This window comes from Neorhizobium turbinariae (assembly GCF_023223505.1).
Lineage (GTDB): Bacteria > Pseudomonadota > Alphaproteobacteria > Rhizobiales > Rhizobiaceae > Neorhizobium > Neorhizobium turbinariae.
Window position 1 is genome coordinate 20,821 of the sequence record NZ_JALPRY010000008.1, and the last position, 13,154, is coordinate 33,974.

Genomic DNA, 13,154 nt, shown 5'->3' on the forward strand with positions numbered 1-13,154 from the left:
ATCAAAGCGCCACGCCCGACTGGCTGTCGAACACATGCACTTGGTCGGCCGGGATATGAGCTTCGAACGGCGCGCCATAGCGGACTGGGTATTCCCCATCAACGATGGCGGTCACGCCCTGCCCCGCCAGGTCGAAAACCACGTGCGTTTGCGCACCGGTGGGCTCGATCAGCAGTGTTCGGCCAGACAGCTTGGTGCCGTCCTGCTTCGGATTCAGGTGCTCCGGCCGCAAACCGATCTTGATCGGCTGGCCACGCTTGAGCTTGTGGCGCGGATCGAGCTTGATGGAAGTGCCATCGCTCAGCCGCGCCGCCGCCTCGCCGTCCTCTCCATCGGCAACGCCATCGAGAAGGTTCATCGCAGGCGAACCGATGAAGGCGGCAACAAACAGATTTGCCGGCCGACGGTATAGCTCCATCGGCGTTCCTTCCTGCTCGACCCGTCCCTGGTTCAGAACCACGATACGATCGGCAAGCGTCATTGCCTCGATCTGGTCGTGCGTGACATAGATCGAGGTCGTGCCGACCTTCTGGTGCAGCGTCTTGATCTCGGAGCGCATCTGCACGCGCAGCTTGGCATCGAGGTTGGACAGGGGTTCGTCGAACAGGAAGACGGCCGGGTTTCGTACGATCGCTCGTCCCATGGCAACGCGCTGCCTTTGGCCACCGGAGAGATTGGCCGGCTTGCGGTCGAGAAGCGGCAGGAGATCCAGCATGCGGGCGGCTTCGTTGACCCGTTCGGCAATTTCGGCCTTTGGCGTGCCGGAAAGGCGCAGGTTGAACCCCATGTTCTCGGCGACCGTCATATGTGGGTAGAGTGCATAGGACTGGAACACCATCGCGATGTTGCGTTCGCGGGGTGTCAGTTCATTGACGACCGTGTTGCCAATGACGATCTCGCCCGCGGTGATTTCCTCGAGCCCCGCGATCATGCGCAGCAGCGTGGACTTTCCGCAGCCGGAAGGACCCACGAGGGCAATGAACTCACCGTCCTGAATAGATAAGGAAACGCCATGGATGACGTCAAAGGCGCCGTAGGCTTTGCGGACTTGCTTCAGTTCAACGGATGCCATGCTCTGCTCCAGATCGGGATCAGGATTTTACGGCGCCGGCGGTGAGGCCAGCGATGATGTGTTTTTGTGCCAGGAAGAATGCGATGATCGTCGGCAGGATGGTCAGCGTGATGAAGGCGAGCACCAGCTGCCATTCCGTGCTGAATTCGCCGCGGTAGATCATGATCCCGAGCGGCCAGGGGTAACGGCTCTCGGAGTTCAGCATGATCAGTGGCACGATATAGTTGTTCCAACTGCTAACGAAGGAAATGATCCCGACGGTGGCGATGATCGGGCGGGAAAGCGGCAGCGTTACGTGCCAGAAGAAGCGCAGATACCCGCAGCCATCGACAAAGGCCGCGTCGAACAGTTCCGAGGGCAGATTCCGGAAGTAGTTGCGAAACAGCATGATGCTCATGCCCATGCCGAAGGCCACCTGCGGCAGCACGACGCCCCAATAGGTGTCGATCAGCCCAAGATCACGGATACGGATATAGAGCGGCAGGATAGCCGTTGCCGCCGGAAACATCAGTCCGATCAGGAAGTAGTTGAGGAGGTAGGACGATCCGAAGAAGCGGATATGCGCGAAACAGAACGCAGCCATCGCGCCGAACCAGATCGTCAGGAACACGGTCAGAAGCGCAATGATCAGCGAGTTGGTCATCTGCAGCCAGTAGCGCTTGCTGAAGATGATGTCGGTGTAGTTCGACCATTGCCATTCGACAGGAAGGCCGAACGGGTTCGCCCGCAGGTCGCCGAGCGTCTTGAAGCCGCCAAGTGCGGTGCTTACAAGCGGCACGATAACGATCGCGGCGACCAGGATCAGCGACACGTAGATATAGACTTGGGTGGACCGGCGCACCGGCTGCCCGGATGTGGGTGCCTTGGCGGCGTCAATAGGTTGTGCGGCGGAGATATCAGTCATTGCGCATGAAGACCCGCTTGTAGCTGAAGGCGAGCGTGACGCAGATCACGAACAGCACGACACCAACGGCGCTGCCGAAGCCGATCTGCATTCGCGTCACCCCGAAATTGTAGAGGAATGTCACCATGGTCTGCGTCGAGTTCGACGGGCCGCCGCCGGTGAGCGGCATGATCATGTCGAAGAGTTGCAGCGAACCCACCACACCGAAGAAGACGGAGAGACGAACTGTGGAGCCGAGCAGCGGCAGAGTCACCAGCCGGAACTTCTGGAAGCCGGTTGCGCCATCGATATCGGCCGCTTCCAGCACGCTTTTATCGATCGCCTGCAGGCCGGCGATGAACAGCATCATGTGGAAACCGAAATATTTCCAGACGACCACACCGAGGATCGCGTACATCGCGACATCGCGGTCAGCCAGCCAAAAGGGCGCCTCGGCGCCGAAGAAATGCGCGATCCCGCCCACGAGCCCAAAATCGCCGTCGTAGACGAAGCGCCAGATCATGCCCGCGGCAACATCGGCAAGCACGTAGGGCAAGAAGAAGATCAGGCGGAAAAGCAGTGCGCCCTTGATCCGGCTGGAGATCATCGTCGCAAGCCACAGCGCCAGCGGGATCTGCACGCAGACCGACACGAGAACGATCAGCCCGTTGTTGATCAATGCCTGGGTGAAAGCGCTATTGCGGAAGATAAGCTGATAGTTGCGCAGGCCGATCCACTGCGTGGGGCTGCCATAACCGTTCCAGTTGAAGAAGGAGTACCAGGCCGCTTCCCCCATCGGCAGGATCACCAGCACGGTGAAGACGAGAAGCGCCGGGGGAAGAAAGAGGATCAGCACCGGCCATTTGCTGTGGGCCAGTGATCGGCGGCCGCGTCGCGGCGCAGTCACCACTCCTGTCGAAGGACGGGCATTAGCCGGCATCAAGCTATCAGTCATGAATATTCGCACCTCCTGAGCCGGGCACATGCCGCGGCCGGGAACAGGGGCCGGCGCTCCCGAAGCCGAGGCTTAGAGGAGCAGGAGCGCCGGGCGAGCGCGTTACTTGCGCTCGAGAGAGAAGGCATCCTCTATCTGCTGGGCAGCATCGGCCGGATCCATGGAGCCGGAGACGATCTCGACGCTGATATCGTTGACGATCGCGCCGACATTCGGCCCAAGATCCTGGTCGAGGAAGTTCTGGTGCCAGGTTTCCTTGGCGAGAGCATCGGCCACTTCCTTCAGCAACGGCCGTGAGACCGCTTCGCTGGCGCCCTTGGCGATCGGCATGATTTGGGTTTCCTTGGCCAGAAGCTTCTGCACCTCGAGGCTGCCCATGTAGCGCAGGAACTCCTCGGTTTCGGGAGGCGCATTCTTGGTCACGGCCCATCCGTTCAGTCCGCCGAAGCTGTCGGTCGCGACGCCTGGAGCGCCATCAACCACCGGGAATGGGAAACGTCCGATCTTGTCGTCGGGCAGTCCCTTGCGGTCGGTGGAGTTTGTTGCCTGGGTGGCCGGAGTGTTTTCAAAGCTCAGGATCATTGCTGCACGCCCGTCGCCGAAGGCGGCAAGTGCGTCGTTCCAGGTGGCGCCAAGATAGCCGTTCTGGAACGGTTCGAGTTTCCCGAGCTCGGCGAGATGCTGGCCAGCCTTCACGAAAGGCTCGCCGGCAAAACCGTCATCGTCCCCAGCCTTCGCCTTGGCAAAGCCTTGCTGGCCGGCTTCGCGCATGGCCAGGTAGCTCCAGTAGAAGTGCAGAGGCCACTTGTCGCGTCCGCCACCGGCGATCGGGGTGATGCCCGCGTCTTTCAGCGTCTTTACCGCCGCCAGGAGGTCATCCCACTTTTCGATCTTCGAGGCATCAACGCCGGCCTTCTGGAACAGGTCCTTGTTGTAGTAGAAGGATATGAGACCGCTCTTCGACGGTGCTGCCCACACCTTGCCGTCGAAGGTCAGACCTTCGATCGCAGAAGCGTTGGTGACATTGCGCCACTCGCCGCCGTTGGCATCGAGCGCCTCGTCGAGCGGCCGCAGCGCACCCGTTACCGATTGCGCCTCAAGCACGCCGCCGCCCCAGGTATAGAACATTGATGGCGCATCCTCGGACTGAAGCAGCGTCGGAAGCTTGGCCTTGAACGCCTGGTTCTCCAGGAACTGCAGTTCGACCTTGACGCCTGGATGTTTTGCCTCAAAATCCTTTGCGATCTGCGACCAGACAGCGATCGTTGACGGCACCTGCTCGACATGCATCCAGCGGATGACGCTGTCTGCCGCGGCCGTGCCGGCGGCAAGCAGACCGCCCGCAAAGGCAAGCGTGGTGAGGCGAAGGGAATTTCTGAAAATCTTCGTGGACATCGAACGTGCTCCTCCCAAAGCTTTATTTCGTGATCCGTACAAAATAATCGGCACCTTGGCCTGATCTGTCAATAGGGTCGCCGGTAATCTGTTCTACGGCGGCAGAATTTCCGGTCAGTCGCAGATTTTGCGGTTGCGTTCCTTCGTTTTTGCCCATTACAAGACGGTGTATTAATTTGCGTGCCGGATTAAATCCGCCGGCGCGGGTTTATGTAAGGGCGAAATGAAGACTGCAGATCCGGAACTCATGCGCGCGATGAACCGCCTTAGTGTGCTGGATGTAATCCGCCGCCATGGCCCCATCGCGCGTGTCGAGATCTCGGAGCGCACGGAACTCTCGCCGACCACGGTATCGGCTATCACCGCGTCCCTCCTCGACGACGGACTGATCCTGCCACGCCACGAGGGCGATATCCGCAGCGAAACGGTGCGAGGGCGCCCGCGGGTGATGCTGGAGCTCAATCCAGGTGCTGCACGCGTGGTCGGAGCCAAGATCGCCGCGAACCGCATGGTGTTCGTAGTCACTGATTTCTGCGGCACGGTGCTCGCCACCCTCACCCTGCCCATCCGCATCGATCGCCAGCCGATCAGCGTAGTTGCCGATATCGTCGAAGATGGCGTGCGTCGTTGCGTTCTCGATGCGGGGCTTTCGCTGGCGGACGTCCACAGCATCTGCCTTGGCCTTCCGGGCGTCATCGAGCATCGCAGCGGCCATATCCGTTCGAGCCCCATTCTGCGCGACAGCAATGTTGATTTTGCTGCGGAAATGTCATCGCGGCTTGATACCCGAACGATCGTGGAAAGCGATGCCACGGCAATCGCCCTCGGCCATCATTGGTTTGGGCGCGCGCGCGATCTTGAAGACATGGTGCTGGTTTCGCTGGAGCAGACGCTTGGGCTTGGCGTGCTCCACAACAACCGGGTTTTCCGCGGCGCCGGGGGCCTCAGCCACAACCTTGGCGACCTCGTGCTCGGCATGAATAGCGAAGGTGTCGTGCGCCTCTCCAGCCAGGCCGGCGAGACAGCGATCCTGAGCTTCCAGCACTCCGAAGCGCGCTTCGCCGAAGCGGTTCGACTTGGAAGAGGCATGGCGCATGCCCAGGCCTTGATCGAGGCCGATGACAGCCAATTGATTACCGCTGCAGTGCGCGCCGGGGAAACCATCGGCTTCACCATCGCCAACATCGTCACCTTGTTTGCGCCGCCGCGGGTCATCGTCGTTGGCTCCTCCCTCGCACTCGGGGAACTCTTCCTCAAGAGCCTGCGCGATGCTTATGCGCTCGCCATGCCGCCGTCGCTGCACGACGTCAGCGAACTCGTGTTCGACAACTCCGGTGACGATTTCTGGGCTCGGGGCGCTGCCGCCGTTGCCCTCTACGAACTTTATGAGTCGCCCTGGAGCACCACCGGGCCAGCCTCAAGCTTCTGAAAGACATTTAAGGGAGGAAATGAATGAACAGGGTCGGAATCGGCATCATCGGGTGCGGAAACATTTCTGGTGCCTATCTCAAGGCCATGACGACCGAGTTTCCAATTTTGGATATTCGTGGTCTGGCCGACCTGAACAGCGAACTTGCACAGTCGCGCGCCGCGGAGTTCGGGCTCGTTGCACGGTCGATCGACGAACTGCTGTCGGATCCGCAGATCGAAATCATCCTCAACCTGACGGTACCAAAGGCCCATGTGGCGGTCGCGATGCAGGCGCTGGAGGCGGGCAAGCACACCTATTCCGAAAAACCGCTCGGCATCAACTTCGCCGAAGGCAAGAAACTGGCTGATTCCGCGCGCAGCAAGGGGTTGCGGATCGGCGCCGCGCCCGACACCTTTTTCGGTGGCGGCCACCAAACGGCTCGGAGCTTGATTGATCAGGGCGTTATCGGCCTGCCGGTCGGTGGCACGGCGACATTCATGTGCCCTGGCCATGAACGGTGGCACCCAAACCCCGCCTTTTACTACGAAGTCGGCGGCGGTCCGATGCTCGACATGGGGCCATACTACATCACCGACCTCGTGAACCTGCTCGGTCCGGTGGCGAAGGTGGCCGGATTTGCCATCACGCCGCGCTCTGAACGCGTCATCACCAGCGAGCCACGCAACGGCGAACGCATCCCGGTCGACGTGCCGACCCATGTAGCCGGCGTCATGGCCTTCGAGAATGGCGCAGTCGTGCAGATCGGCATGAGCTTCGATGTCGCGGGCCACAAGCACGTGCCGCTGGAGGTGTACGGAACGGAAGGTACGCTGATCGTGCCGGACCCAAACCGGTTTGGCGGGCCGGTGGAGTATCTCAAGAAGGGCGGCCAGTTCGAGGAGCAGCCCCTTACCTTGCCTTATGCGGACGGTAATTTCCGCTCCATTGGTGTGGCCGACATGGCTCATGCCATCCGATCCGATCGGCCGCATCGTGCCAATGGCGATCTCGCGCTGCATGTCCTGGAGGTCATGGAGGCCTTCCAGACGGCATCGGAACACGGGCGCACGATCGAAATCACTACGAAGGTCCAGCGGCCGGCGCCGCTGTCCGATTCACTCGTTGATGGCCGACTGGCCAAGTAGTTTTTGGAGGAAAGTGCATGCGTGAAGCCTTGATCGTATGGGGTGGCTGGAGCGGCCATGAGCCACAGGAATGTGCGGAAGTGATCAAGACCATGCTCGAGGGAGACGGGTTCAAGGTCTACCTGGAGCATTCGACGGAAGCTTTCGCGGACCCCTCCATCCATGACCTGAGCCTGATCGTTCCGATCATGACGATGTCGAAGATCGAGAAGGAGGAGGTGAAGAACCTCGCGGCGGCCGTTGAAAATGGCGTCGGTATTGCAGGCTACCATGGTGGCGCCGGCGATGCATTCCGGGAGTCGGTCGAGTACCAGTTCATCATCGGCGGACAATGGGTGGCCCATCCCGGCAATATCATCGACTACACCGTCAACATTACCAAGCGGGACGATCCACTCATGGAAGGGATCACCGACTTCCCATATCATTCCGAGCAATATTACATGCATGTCGACCCATCGAACGAGGTGCTCGCCACCACCACCTTTACCGGCGAACATGCCTATTGGATCGATGGCGTGGTGATGCCGGTCGTCTGGAAACGCAAATACGGCAAGGGCCGCGTCTTCTATTCCTCGCTCGGCCACGTGGCGAAGGAGTTCGAGGTGCCGCAGATGAACACGATCTTCCGCCGCGGCGCAAACTGGGCGGCGAGATAGACAACCGCCAGGTATTCCCGTTGACATGAAGCGATCGCCCAACATGCATATGGCGGTCGCTTTTCCTTTCTGATAGCGTTGCACCGATGACAGGGGCGTCTGGCGTATGCCGGGCTGAGAAGCACCCTTTGAACCTGAACCAGATCATGCTGGCGGAGGGAGTCGTTGGGGTTCTGATTGAGCCCAAGCGTCCAGGCTCCGCCGAGAAAGGCGATGATGCAGACGCAGCTTTTAATCCACAGTCCGGGCCAGATGCTCGAAGAGATGCGGGCACAGGCCCCATTGGTCCAGTGCATCACTAACTTCGTTGCCATGAACATTGCCGCGAACGTCTTGTTGGCGGCGGGTGCCTCTCCGGCCATGGTCAGTGCGCAAGAGGAGGCGGGTGAGTTCGCATCGATCGCCGGTGCCTTGACCGTCAACATCGGTACGCTCTCGCCTCTTTGGGTCGGTGGCATGAAAAGCGCTGCGAAGGCGGCGAGCGAACACGGTAAGCCATGGGTGTTCGATCCGGTCGCGCATTATGCAACGACCTATCGTCGCGCCGTGACTGCCGAACTCGTCGCGCTGAAACCAACGATCATTCGCGGCAATGCCTCTGAGATCATCGCATTTGCTGGCTCGAAATCGGGCGGCAAGGGTGTCGACAGCGGGGATGCTGCACGCGCGGCGGAAGGTCCTGCGCTGGGATTGGCAAAGCAACTTGGTACCGTAGTTGCCGTCACCGGCGAAACCGACTTCGTCACCGACGGCCAGACCTCCTGGAGGATCCACGGCGGTTCACCGCTGATGCCAAGGGTTACCGCCCTGGGATGCTCATTGACTGGTCTTGTCGGCGCCTTCGCCGCGACGCGACCGGAAAAGCCACTTGATGCAACAGTTGCGGCACTGGCCCTGTTTGCGGTCGCGGGTGAAGCCGCAGCCGCCCAGGCCTCGGGACCGGGTTCGTTCTCCGTCGCCTTTCTCGATCAACTGGCCGCGATCGATGCTGCCACGCTGGATGCTCAGGCAAGGATCGAAGCAGCATGAAACAGTTCGACCTTTCGCTTTACCTCGTTCTAGACCCTGATCTTTGTGAGCCACTCGGCATGGTCGAGACCACCCGCCTCGCCGTTCGCGGCGGTGTTACCATGGTTCAGTTGCGCGACAAGAAGGCTACGACAGCCCACATGGTCGAAACCGGCATGGCACTGAAAGCAGCACTCGCAGGCACGGGTGTCCCGCTCATCATCAACGATAATGTCGAGGCTGCAATTGCGATTGGTGCCGATGGCATCCACGTCGGTCAGGAAGACATGTCCGCCGATGAAGTTCGCGCCCGCGTCGGCAACGAGATGATTCTCGGGCTCTCCGTCGATCGGGGCGAGCATGCCCGACCCGCAGACCCACACCATGTAGATTATGTCGGTGTCGGCCCCGTTTTCCCGACAAATACAAAGCTCGACCACTCACCGGCGATCGGCTTTGACGAATTGGCGAAGCTCATCGGCATGTCTCCCCTGCCCGCAGTCGCCATTGGTGGGATCAAGGCTGAACACATCGGCGAGTGCCTGAATGCCGGCGCCAAGGGCGTCGCCGTTGTCTCCGCCATATGCGGCCAACCGGATCCTGAAGAGGCCGCCCGCCACCTTGCCCAGATGATACGGGAGGTCCGCCGATGATCCGCAACGTGCTGTCGATCGCCGGCTCCGATCCTTCCGGTGGTGCCGGGATCCAGGCTGATCTCAAGGCATTTGCCGCCCGCGGTACTTATGGCATGGCAGTGCTGACGGCGCTGACATCCCAGAACACGCAAGGTGTTTATGGTGTGCATGCCGTGCCAGCTGGTTTTGTTGCTGACCAGATCCGCGCTGTTTTCGCCGATGTCCGTGTGGATGCGGTGAAGATCGGTATGATCGCCAATGCCGAAATCGCCGAGGCCGTCGCTGACGTCCTTGCACCTTACCGATCGAGCGTGTCGATCGTCCTCGACCCGGTGATGATCGCCAAGGGTGGTTCGCCTCTTCTCGCGGCAGATGCGGTTTCAGTCGTGGCCAAGCGGTTGTTGCCCATGGCGACCCTCGTGACACCCAACATACCTGAAGCCGCAGCTTTTCTTGGGGCGCCGGTGGCTGCCAGCCGCGACGACATGGCAAGGCAGGCGCAGCAACTAGGAGTGCTAGGTCCCGCGGTTCTGGTAAAAGGCGGGCATCTTGAGACGGACGACAGTCCGGATGTTCTGGCCACCGAGACCGGTCTGCAATGGTTTGAAGGCGATCGCATCGCCACAAAGAACACCCACGGCACCGGCTGCACGCTTTCAAGCGCCATTGCCGCGGAACTTGCCAAGGGCGCCTCGCCGGGTGAAGCAGTGAGCGCTGCGAAAACCTATCTCGCCGGCGCCATTGGTGCAGCGGAGGGATTGAGCGTCGGAACGGGACACGGCCCCGTCTCCCATTTCTGGCTCCTCTGGGCGTCTTGAGGTCAGACTGGAGAGATCGCGACCGAGTGAGCCTCGGCCACGATCTAGTTCTGTTACTTGCAGGACGCGGCCTGGTTCAGCGCAGCAGTGACACCCGAAAGGGAGAAGGTGTAGCTTGTCGAGGTGCCGCGCTGCGAAGTCGCCTTCAGCGTCATGTTGCTGCCGGCCTTCATGGCGTTGATGAGAGCCGCGTCATAACTCGCTTCCTGGGTCCAGCCGGAATTGCCCTTCGGCAGCATCACGAAGGACTGGCCATCGATGGTGAGCACCATCTGCGAGCCTTCGCGCAAATTGTAGCCCATCACTGCCTGCGGATAATATCCGGAACCGTTCTGGTTCGGCGCGACGAGGAAATAGTTGTCGCCATGGTTCACGCTCGCCGGCTGGGCATCCTTGGGCGTCGTCAGCACGTAGCAGGTCGTGTTGCCGCTGGCTTGGTAGGAGTAGACGCCCCAGTCGTTGAACTTCCGCACCATGTTCGGGCTCGGCTGGGCCGAGGCGACCGACGTAACGGCTGTAACAGCGACAGCGGTAAGGGCGTAAAGCTTGATGGACATCGTGCCTCCATAGTCAGATATGGTGAGAGGAGCGGCCGGCGGGAAGCCGGCGCTGGATGCGCCATTGGAGAATTTCCGGGTTACCGTAAAGTTAATTCTGCGTAAGAATGAACCGTTTTGATATGCATTCGCGCCATCATGTGGACCGCAATGTGAACGACCTGAGACTTGAACCTACTGCATGACAGTGCGCCCGCCCAGGCGGCTCCAAGCCGCCTCACACGCGGTCACAATTCTGTCATTCAAAGCCTTTTGCCGTTCATTCCGCCGCTTGGAGCGCAAGACCGCCTTCGTCCGCCGAAACCCGAACGGGCACTGATTTGGCCGCTGGTACCTTGCTACCTTCGGCATGCTGGTAGAGCGGCAGAAGAATGTTGCATTCCGGGTAATAGGCGCCGCAGCAACCTTCCGGAATGTCGTACGGTACAGCGCGCAACCCGCCGAGCGAGCGCGGGATGTTGTCGCTCGCAACCGTCTCCAGCCGCACATCCTGTCCTTCGGTGATGCCGAAGCGTTGCATGTCCTTTGGGTTCACGAAGATCACCATCCGGGTGCCTTCGACGCCGCGGAATCTGTCATGGTAGCCATAGACCGTCGTGTTGAACTGGTCGTTGCTGCGCAAAGTGATCAGCCGCAGCACGTCTTTGCTGGTGCCGGCGTCGAAGCTCGCGGAAAGCGCCTTCGGGAGCCTGAAGTTCGCCTTGCCCGTCTCCGTCTTCCACTCCCGCTTGTTGGCGGAAAGCGGCTTCTCGAAGCCTCCAGGCGTCCACATCCGCCTGTTGAAATCCTTGAAGATGGCGGGATACGTCCGCTCGATGGCTTCACGCACCTTGCCGTAATCCGCCACCCATTCATCCCATGGAACATTGGGGTTGGGCGGCAAGCTGGCCTTGGCTATCTCCGCCACGATCCGGGGTTCGGATAGCAGGTGCTCGCTGATAGGCTTGTACCTGCCCTTGGAGGCGTGGAAGCAAGAGGTCGAGTCTTCGATGGTGACGACTTGCGGCCCGGTCTTCTGCTCGTCGAGCTCCAGCCGTCCAAGGCATGGCAGCAGGTAAGCAACGTCGCCATTGAACAGATGGTTGCGGTTGAGCTTTGTGGCGACCTGCACCGTCAGCCGCATACGCGGCCACGCGTCTTCCATCGGTCCCGTTTCGGGAATGGCGCGCAGGAAGTTCCCTCCAAGGCCAATGAATGCCTTGATCTCACCGTTGAGGATCGCTTGGCAGGCGTCGACGGTTGTCAGGCCCTCCTCCCGCGGCGGGTCGAAGTGATAAAGTTCGGCAAGCTTGTCGAGTGGCACCAGTTCCGGCTTTTCGGAGATGCCGACCGTGCGCTGGCCTTGGACGTTGGAGTGGCCACGCACCGGGCAGATGCCGGCGCCGGGCTTACCGATATTGCCGCGAAGCAAGAGCAGGTTCACCAGCGACTGGACGGAACTCACCCCGTGCTTGTGCTGGGTAAGGCCCATGCCGTAGACGCCCATCACTGAATTCGCTCTGGCGTATATCTCCGCCGCCTCCTCCATGTCGGACCGCTGCAAGCCACTTTCGGCCTCCAGCACGCCCCACGCCTGCTCTTCGCAGAAGGTGTGGAATTCGGAAAAGCCGTGGCAGTGCTCCTGAATAAATTTGTGATCCAGCACGCCGCCGGATGCCGCCTCGCGCTCAAAAAGCGACTTGCACATGCCGATGATCGCCGCGATGTCGCCGCCGGCCTTGAGCTGGTAGTAACGGTGGCTGATCTGCGTTTCTCCACCTGTCAGCATCTCGGTTGGGCTCTGCGGGTTGGTGAACCGCTCAAGGCCCCGCTCCTTCAGCGGATTGAAGGTAACGATGGTGCAGCCGCGCTTCACCGCCTCCTGCAGCTGGTGCAGCATTCGAGGGCTGTTCGATCCGGTGTTCTGGCCAAAAAAGAAGATTGCGTCCGCATGCTCGAAATCCTCCAACCGAACCGAACCCACCGGCTGCCCGATCACCTCCGGCAGCGCCACAGAGGTTGTCTCGTGGCACATGTTGGAACTGTCGGGCAGATTGTTGTTGCCATAAAGCCGGGCGAACAACTGGTACATGTACGACGTCTCGAGCGAGGCCCGCCCCGACGCATAAAATACGGCCTTCTTCGGATCGTCGGCGCGAATTGCCTTCAGTTCGCGACCGATCTCCTCGAAGGCGATCTCCCACGACACCGGTTCATAGACATCCAGTAGGTGATCGTAACGCATCGGGTGGGTCAGGCGACCGACGGCTTCGAGATGGTAGTCGTCCCAGGTCCGCAATTCGGAGACCGTATGGCTGGCGAAGAACTCAGGCGTGGCCGTCTTCTTCGTCAGTTCCCAGAAGGTGGCCTTGGCACCGTTTTCACAGAACTCGGCAGCGTGGGGCTTGGCCGGCTTTGCCCATGCGCAACTGACGCAGGCAAAGCCCTTCTTCTTATTCTGCCGCAGCAGGGCATCCGCCGTCGAGAGCCGCACCTTGTTCTTCAAAGCGTTTCGGAACAGGGACTGTACCGAGCCCCATCCTCCCGCGGGACCTTCGTAGCGCTTGATGCGGATGTTCGTTGTCATGTCAGGGTTCTCGTTGGGACGCCGCCTCGGCAGACCTGCCGCTTATCCGT

The 13,154-nt window shown here is 60.5% G+C and carries 12 protein-coding genes and 1 riboswitch; of the genes, 6 read left to right on the plus strand and 6 right to left on the minus strand.

The window, feature by feature from the left end; all coding sequences use genetic code 11:
* Window position 1: 1 nt before the first annotated feature.
* The 4 genes from M0654_RS06710 to M0654_RS06725 all read right to left on the minus strand — a co-directional run bounded on the left by M0654_RS06710 (window position 2) and on the right by M0654_RS06725 (window position 4,305).
* Window positions 2–1,072: an ABC transporter ATP-binding protein gene (locus M0654_RS06710; protein ID WP_248682400.1), complete on the minus strand. Its 1,071-nt coding sequence runs from the start codon at window positions 1,070–1,072 to the stop codon at window positions 2–4.
* 19 nt (window positions 1,073–1,091) lie between these two features.
* Window positions 1,092–1,976 carry a carbohydrate ABC transporter permease gene (locus M0654_RS06715; RefSeq protein ID WP_248682401.1) on the minus strand — a complete coding sequence of 295 codons (885 nt, stop codon included), beginning with the start codon at window positions 1,974–1,976 and terminating at the stop codon, window positions 1,092–1,094.
* Window positions 1,969–2,910 carry a carbohydrate ABC transporter permease gene (locus tag M0654_RS06720; protein ID WP_390919727.1) on the minus strand — a complete coding sequence of 314 codons (942 nt, stop codon included), beginning with the start codon at window positions 2,908–2,910 and terminating at the stop codon, window positions 1,969–1,971. The genes M0654_RS06715 and M0654_RS06720 overlap by 8 nt, the downstream gene beginning before the upstream one ends.
* Before the next feature lie 102 nt (window positions 2,911–3,012).
* Window positions 3,013–4,305 (minus strand): extracellular solute-binding protein, encoded by a 1,293-nt coding sequence (locus M0654_RS06725; RefSeq protein ID WP_248682402.1) that lies wholly within the window; start codon window positions 4,303–4,305, stop codon window positions 3,013–3,015.
* 223 nt (window positions 4,306–4,528) lie between these two features.
* On the opposite strand from M0654_RS06725, the gene M0654_RS06730 reads away from it, so the two are divergent.
* The 6 genes from M0654_RS06730 (at window position 4,529) to thiD (ending at window position 9,981) form a co-directional block, all read left to right on the plus strand.
* Window positions 4,529–5,734 (plus strand): ROK family transcriptional regulator, encoded by a 1,206-nt coding sequence (locus M0654_RS06730; protein WP_248682403.1) that lies wholly within the window; start codon window positions 4,529–4,531, stop codon window positions 5,732–5,734.
* Between the two features lie 23 nt (window positions 5,735–5,757).
* Window positions 5,758–6,861, plus strand: a complete 1,104-nt coding sequence (locus M0654_RS06735) for a Gfo/Idh/MocA family protein (protein WP_248682404.1) — start codon at window positions 5,758–5,760, stop codon at window positions 6,859–6,861.
* Window positions 6,862–6,878: 17 nt separating this feature from the next.
* Window positions 6,879–7,520, plus strand: a complete 642-nt coding sequence (locus M0654_RS06740) for a ThuA domain-containing protein (protein WP_248682405.1) — start codon at window positions 6,879–6,881, stop codon at window positions 7,518–7,520.
* An 81-nt stretch (window positions 7,521–7,601) separates the two neighbouring features.
* A riboswitch (TPP riboswitch) is annotated at window positions 7,602–7,698 on the plus strand.
* Window positions 7,699–7,736: 38 nt separating this feature from the next.
* Window positions 7,737–8,549: a hydroxyethylthiazole kinase gene (thiM, locus tag M0654_RS06745; protein WP_248682406.1), complete on the plus strand. Its 813-nt coding sequence runs from the start codon at window positions 7,737–7,739 to the stop codon at window positions 8,547–8,549.
* Complete coding sequence (thiE, locus tag M0654_RS06750) at window positions 8,546–9,181, plus strand: thiamine phosphate synthase (protein WP_248682407.1); 636 nt, start codon at window positions 8,546–8,548, stop codon at window positions 9,179–9,181. The genes thiM and thiE overlap by 4 nt, the downstream gene beginning before the upstream one ends.
* Entirely contained in the window at window positions 9,178–9,981 is an 804-nt protein-coding gene (gene thiD / locus M0654_RS06755) for a bifunctional hydroxymethylpyrimidine kinase/phosphomethylpyrimidine kinase (RefSeq protein WP_248682408.1), read from the plus strand. Before thiE ends, thiD begins: the two co-directional genes overlap by 4 nt.
* A 53-nt stretch (window positions 9,982–10,034) precedes the next feature.
* On the opposite strand, the gene M0654_RS06760 is transcribed toward thiD, so the two are convergent.
* Both M0654_RS06760 and M0654_RS06765 read right to left on the minus strand, forming a co-directional pair.
* On the minus strand, window positions 10,035–10,538 hold the full coding sequence (locus M0654_RS06760; protein WP_248682409.1) for an invasion associated locus B family protein: 504 nt from the start codon (window positions 10,536–10,538) through the stop codon (window positions 10,035–10,037).
* Between the two features lie 259 nt (window positions 10,539–10,797).
* The gene (locus tag M0654_RS06765; protein ID WP_248682410.1) at window positions 10,798–13,104 is read right to left on the minus strand and encodes an FdhF/YdeP family oxidoreductase; all 2,307 of its coding nucleotides are present in this window, start codon (window positions 13,102–13,104) and stop codon (window positions 10,798–10,800) included.
* Window positions 13,105–13,154: the final 50 nt, after the last annotated feature.

Excerpts from the sequence above, each read along its gene's own strand:
- M0654_RS06720 (WP_390919727.1), bottom strand. The coding sequence starts at position 2,910 with ATGACTGATAGCTTGATGCCGGCTAATGCCCGTCCTTCGACAGGAGTG.
- M0654_RS06710 (WP_248682400.1), bottom strand. The coding sequence starts at position 1,072 with ATGGCATCCGTTGAACTGAAGCAAGTCCGCAAAGCCTACGGCGCCTTT.
- M0654_RS06715 (WP_248682401.1), bottom strand. The coding sequence starts at position 1,976 with ATGACTGATATCTCCGCCGCACAACCTATTGACGCCGCCAAGGCACCC.
- M0654_RS06765 (WP_248682410.1), bottom strand. The coding sequence starts at position 13,104 with ATGACAACGAACATCCGCATCAAGCGCTACGAAGGTCCCGCGGGAGGA.
- M0654_RS06725 (WP_248682402.1), bottom strand. The coding sequence starts at position 4,305 with ATGTCCACGAAGATTTTCAGAAATTCCCTTCGCCTCACCACGCTTGCC.
- M0654_RS06740 (WP_248682405.1), top strand. The coding sequence starts at position 6,879 with ATGCGTGAAGCCTTGATCGTATGGGGTGGCTGGAGCGGCCATGAGCCA.
- thiD (WP_248682408.1), top strand. The coding sequence starts at position 9,178 with ATGATCCGCAACGTGCTGTCGATCGCCGGCTCCGATCCTTCCGGTGGT.
- thiE (WP_248682407.1), top strand. The coding sequence starts at position 8,546 with ATGAAACAGTTCGACCTTTCGCTTTACCTCGTTCTAGACCCTGATCTT.
- M0654_RS06760 (WP_248682409.1), bottom strand. The coding sequence starts at position 10,538 with ATGTCCATCAAGCTTTACGCCCTTACCGCTGTCGCTGTTACAGCCGTT.
- M0654_RS06735 (WP_248682404.1), top strand. The coding sequence starts at position 5,758 with ATGAACAGGGTCGGAATCGGCATCATCGGGTGCGGAAACATTTCTGGT.
- thiM (WP_248682406.1), top strand. The coding sequence starts at position 7,737 with ATGCAGACGCAGCTTTTAATCCACAGTCCGGGCCAGATGCTCGAAGAG.
- M0654_RS06730 (WP_248682403.1), top strand. The coding sequence starts at position 4,529 with ATGAAGACTGCAGATCCGGAACTCATGCGCGCGATGAACCGCCTTAGT.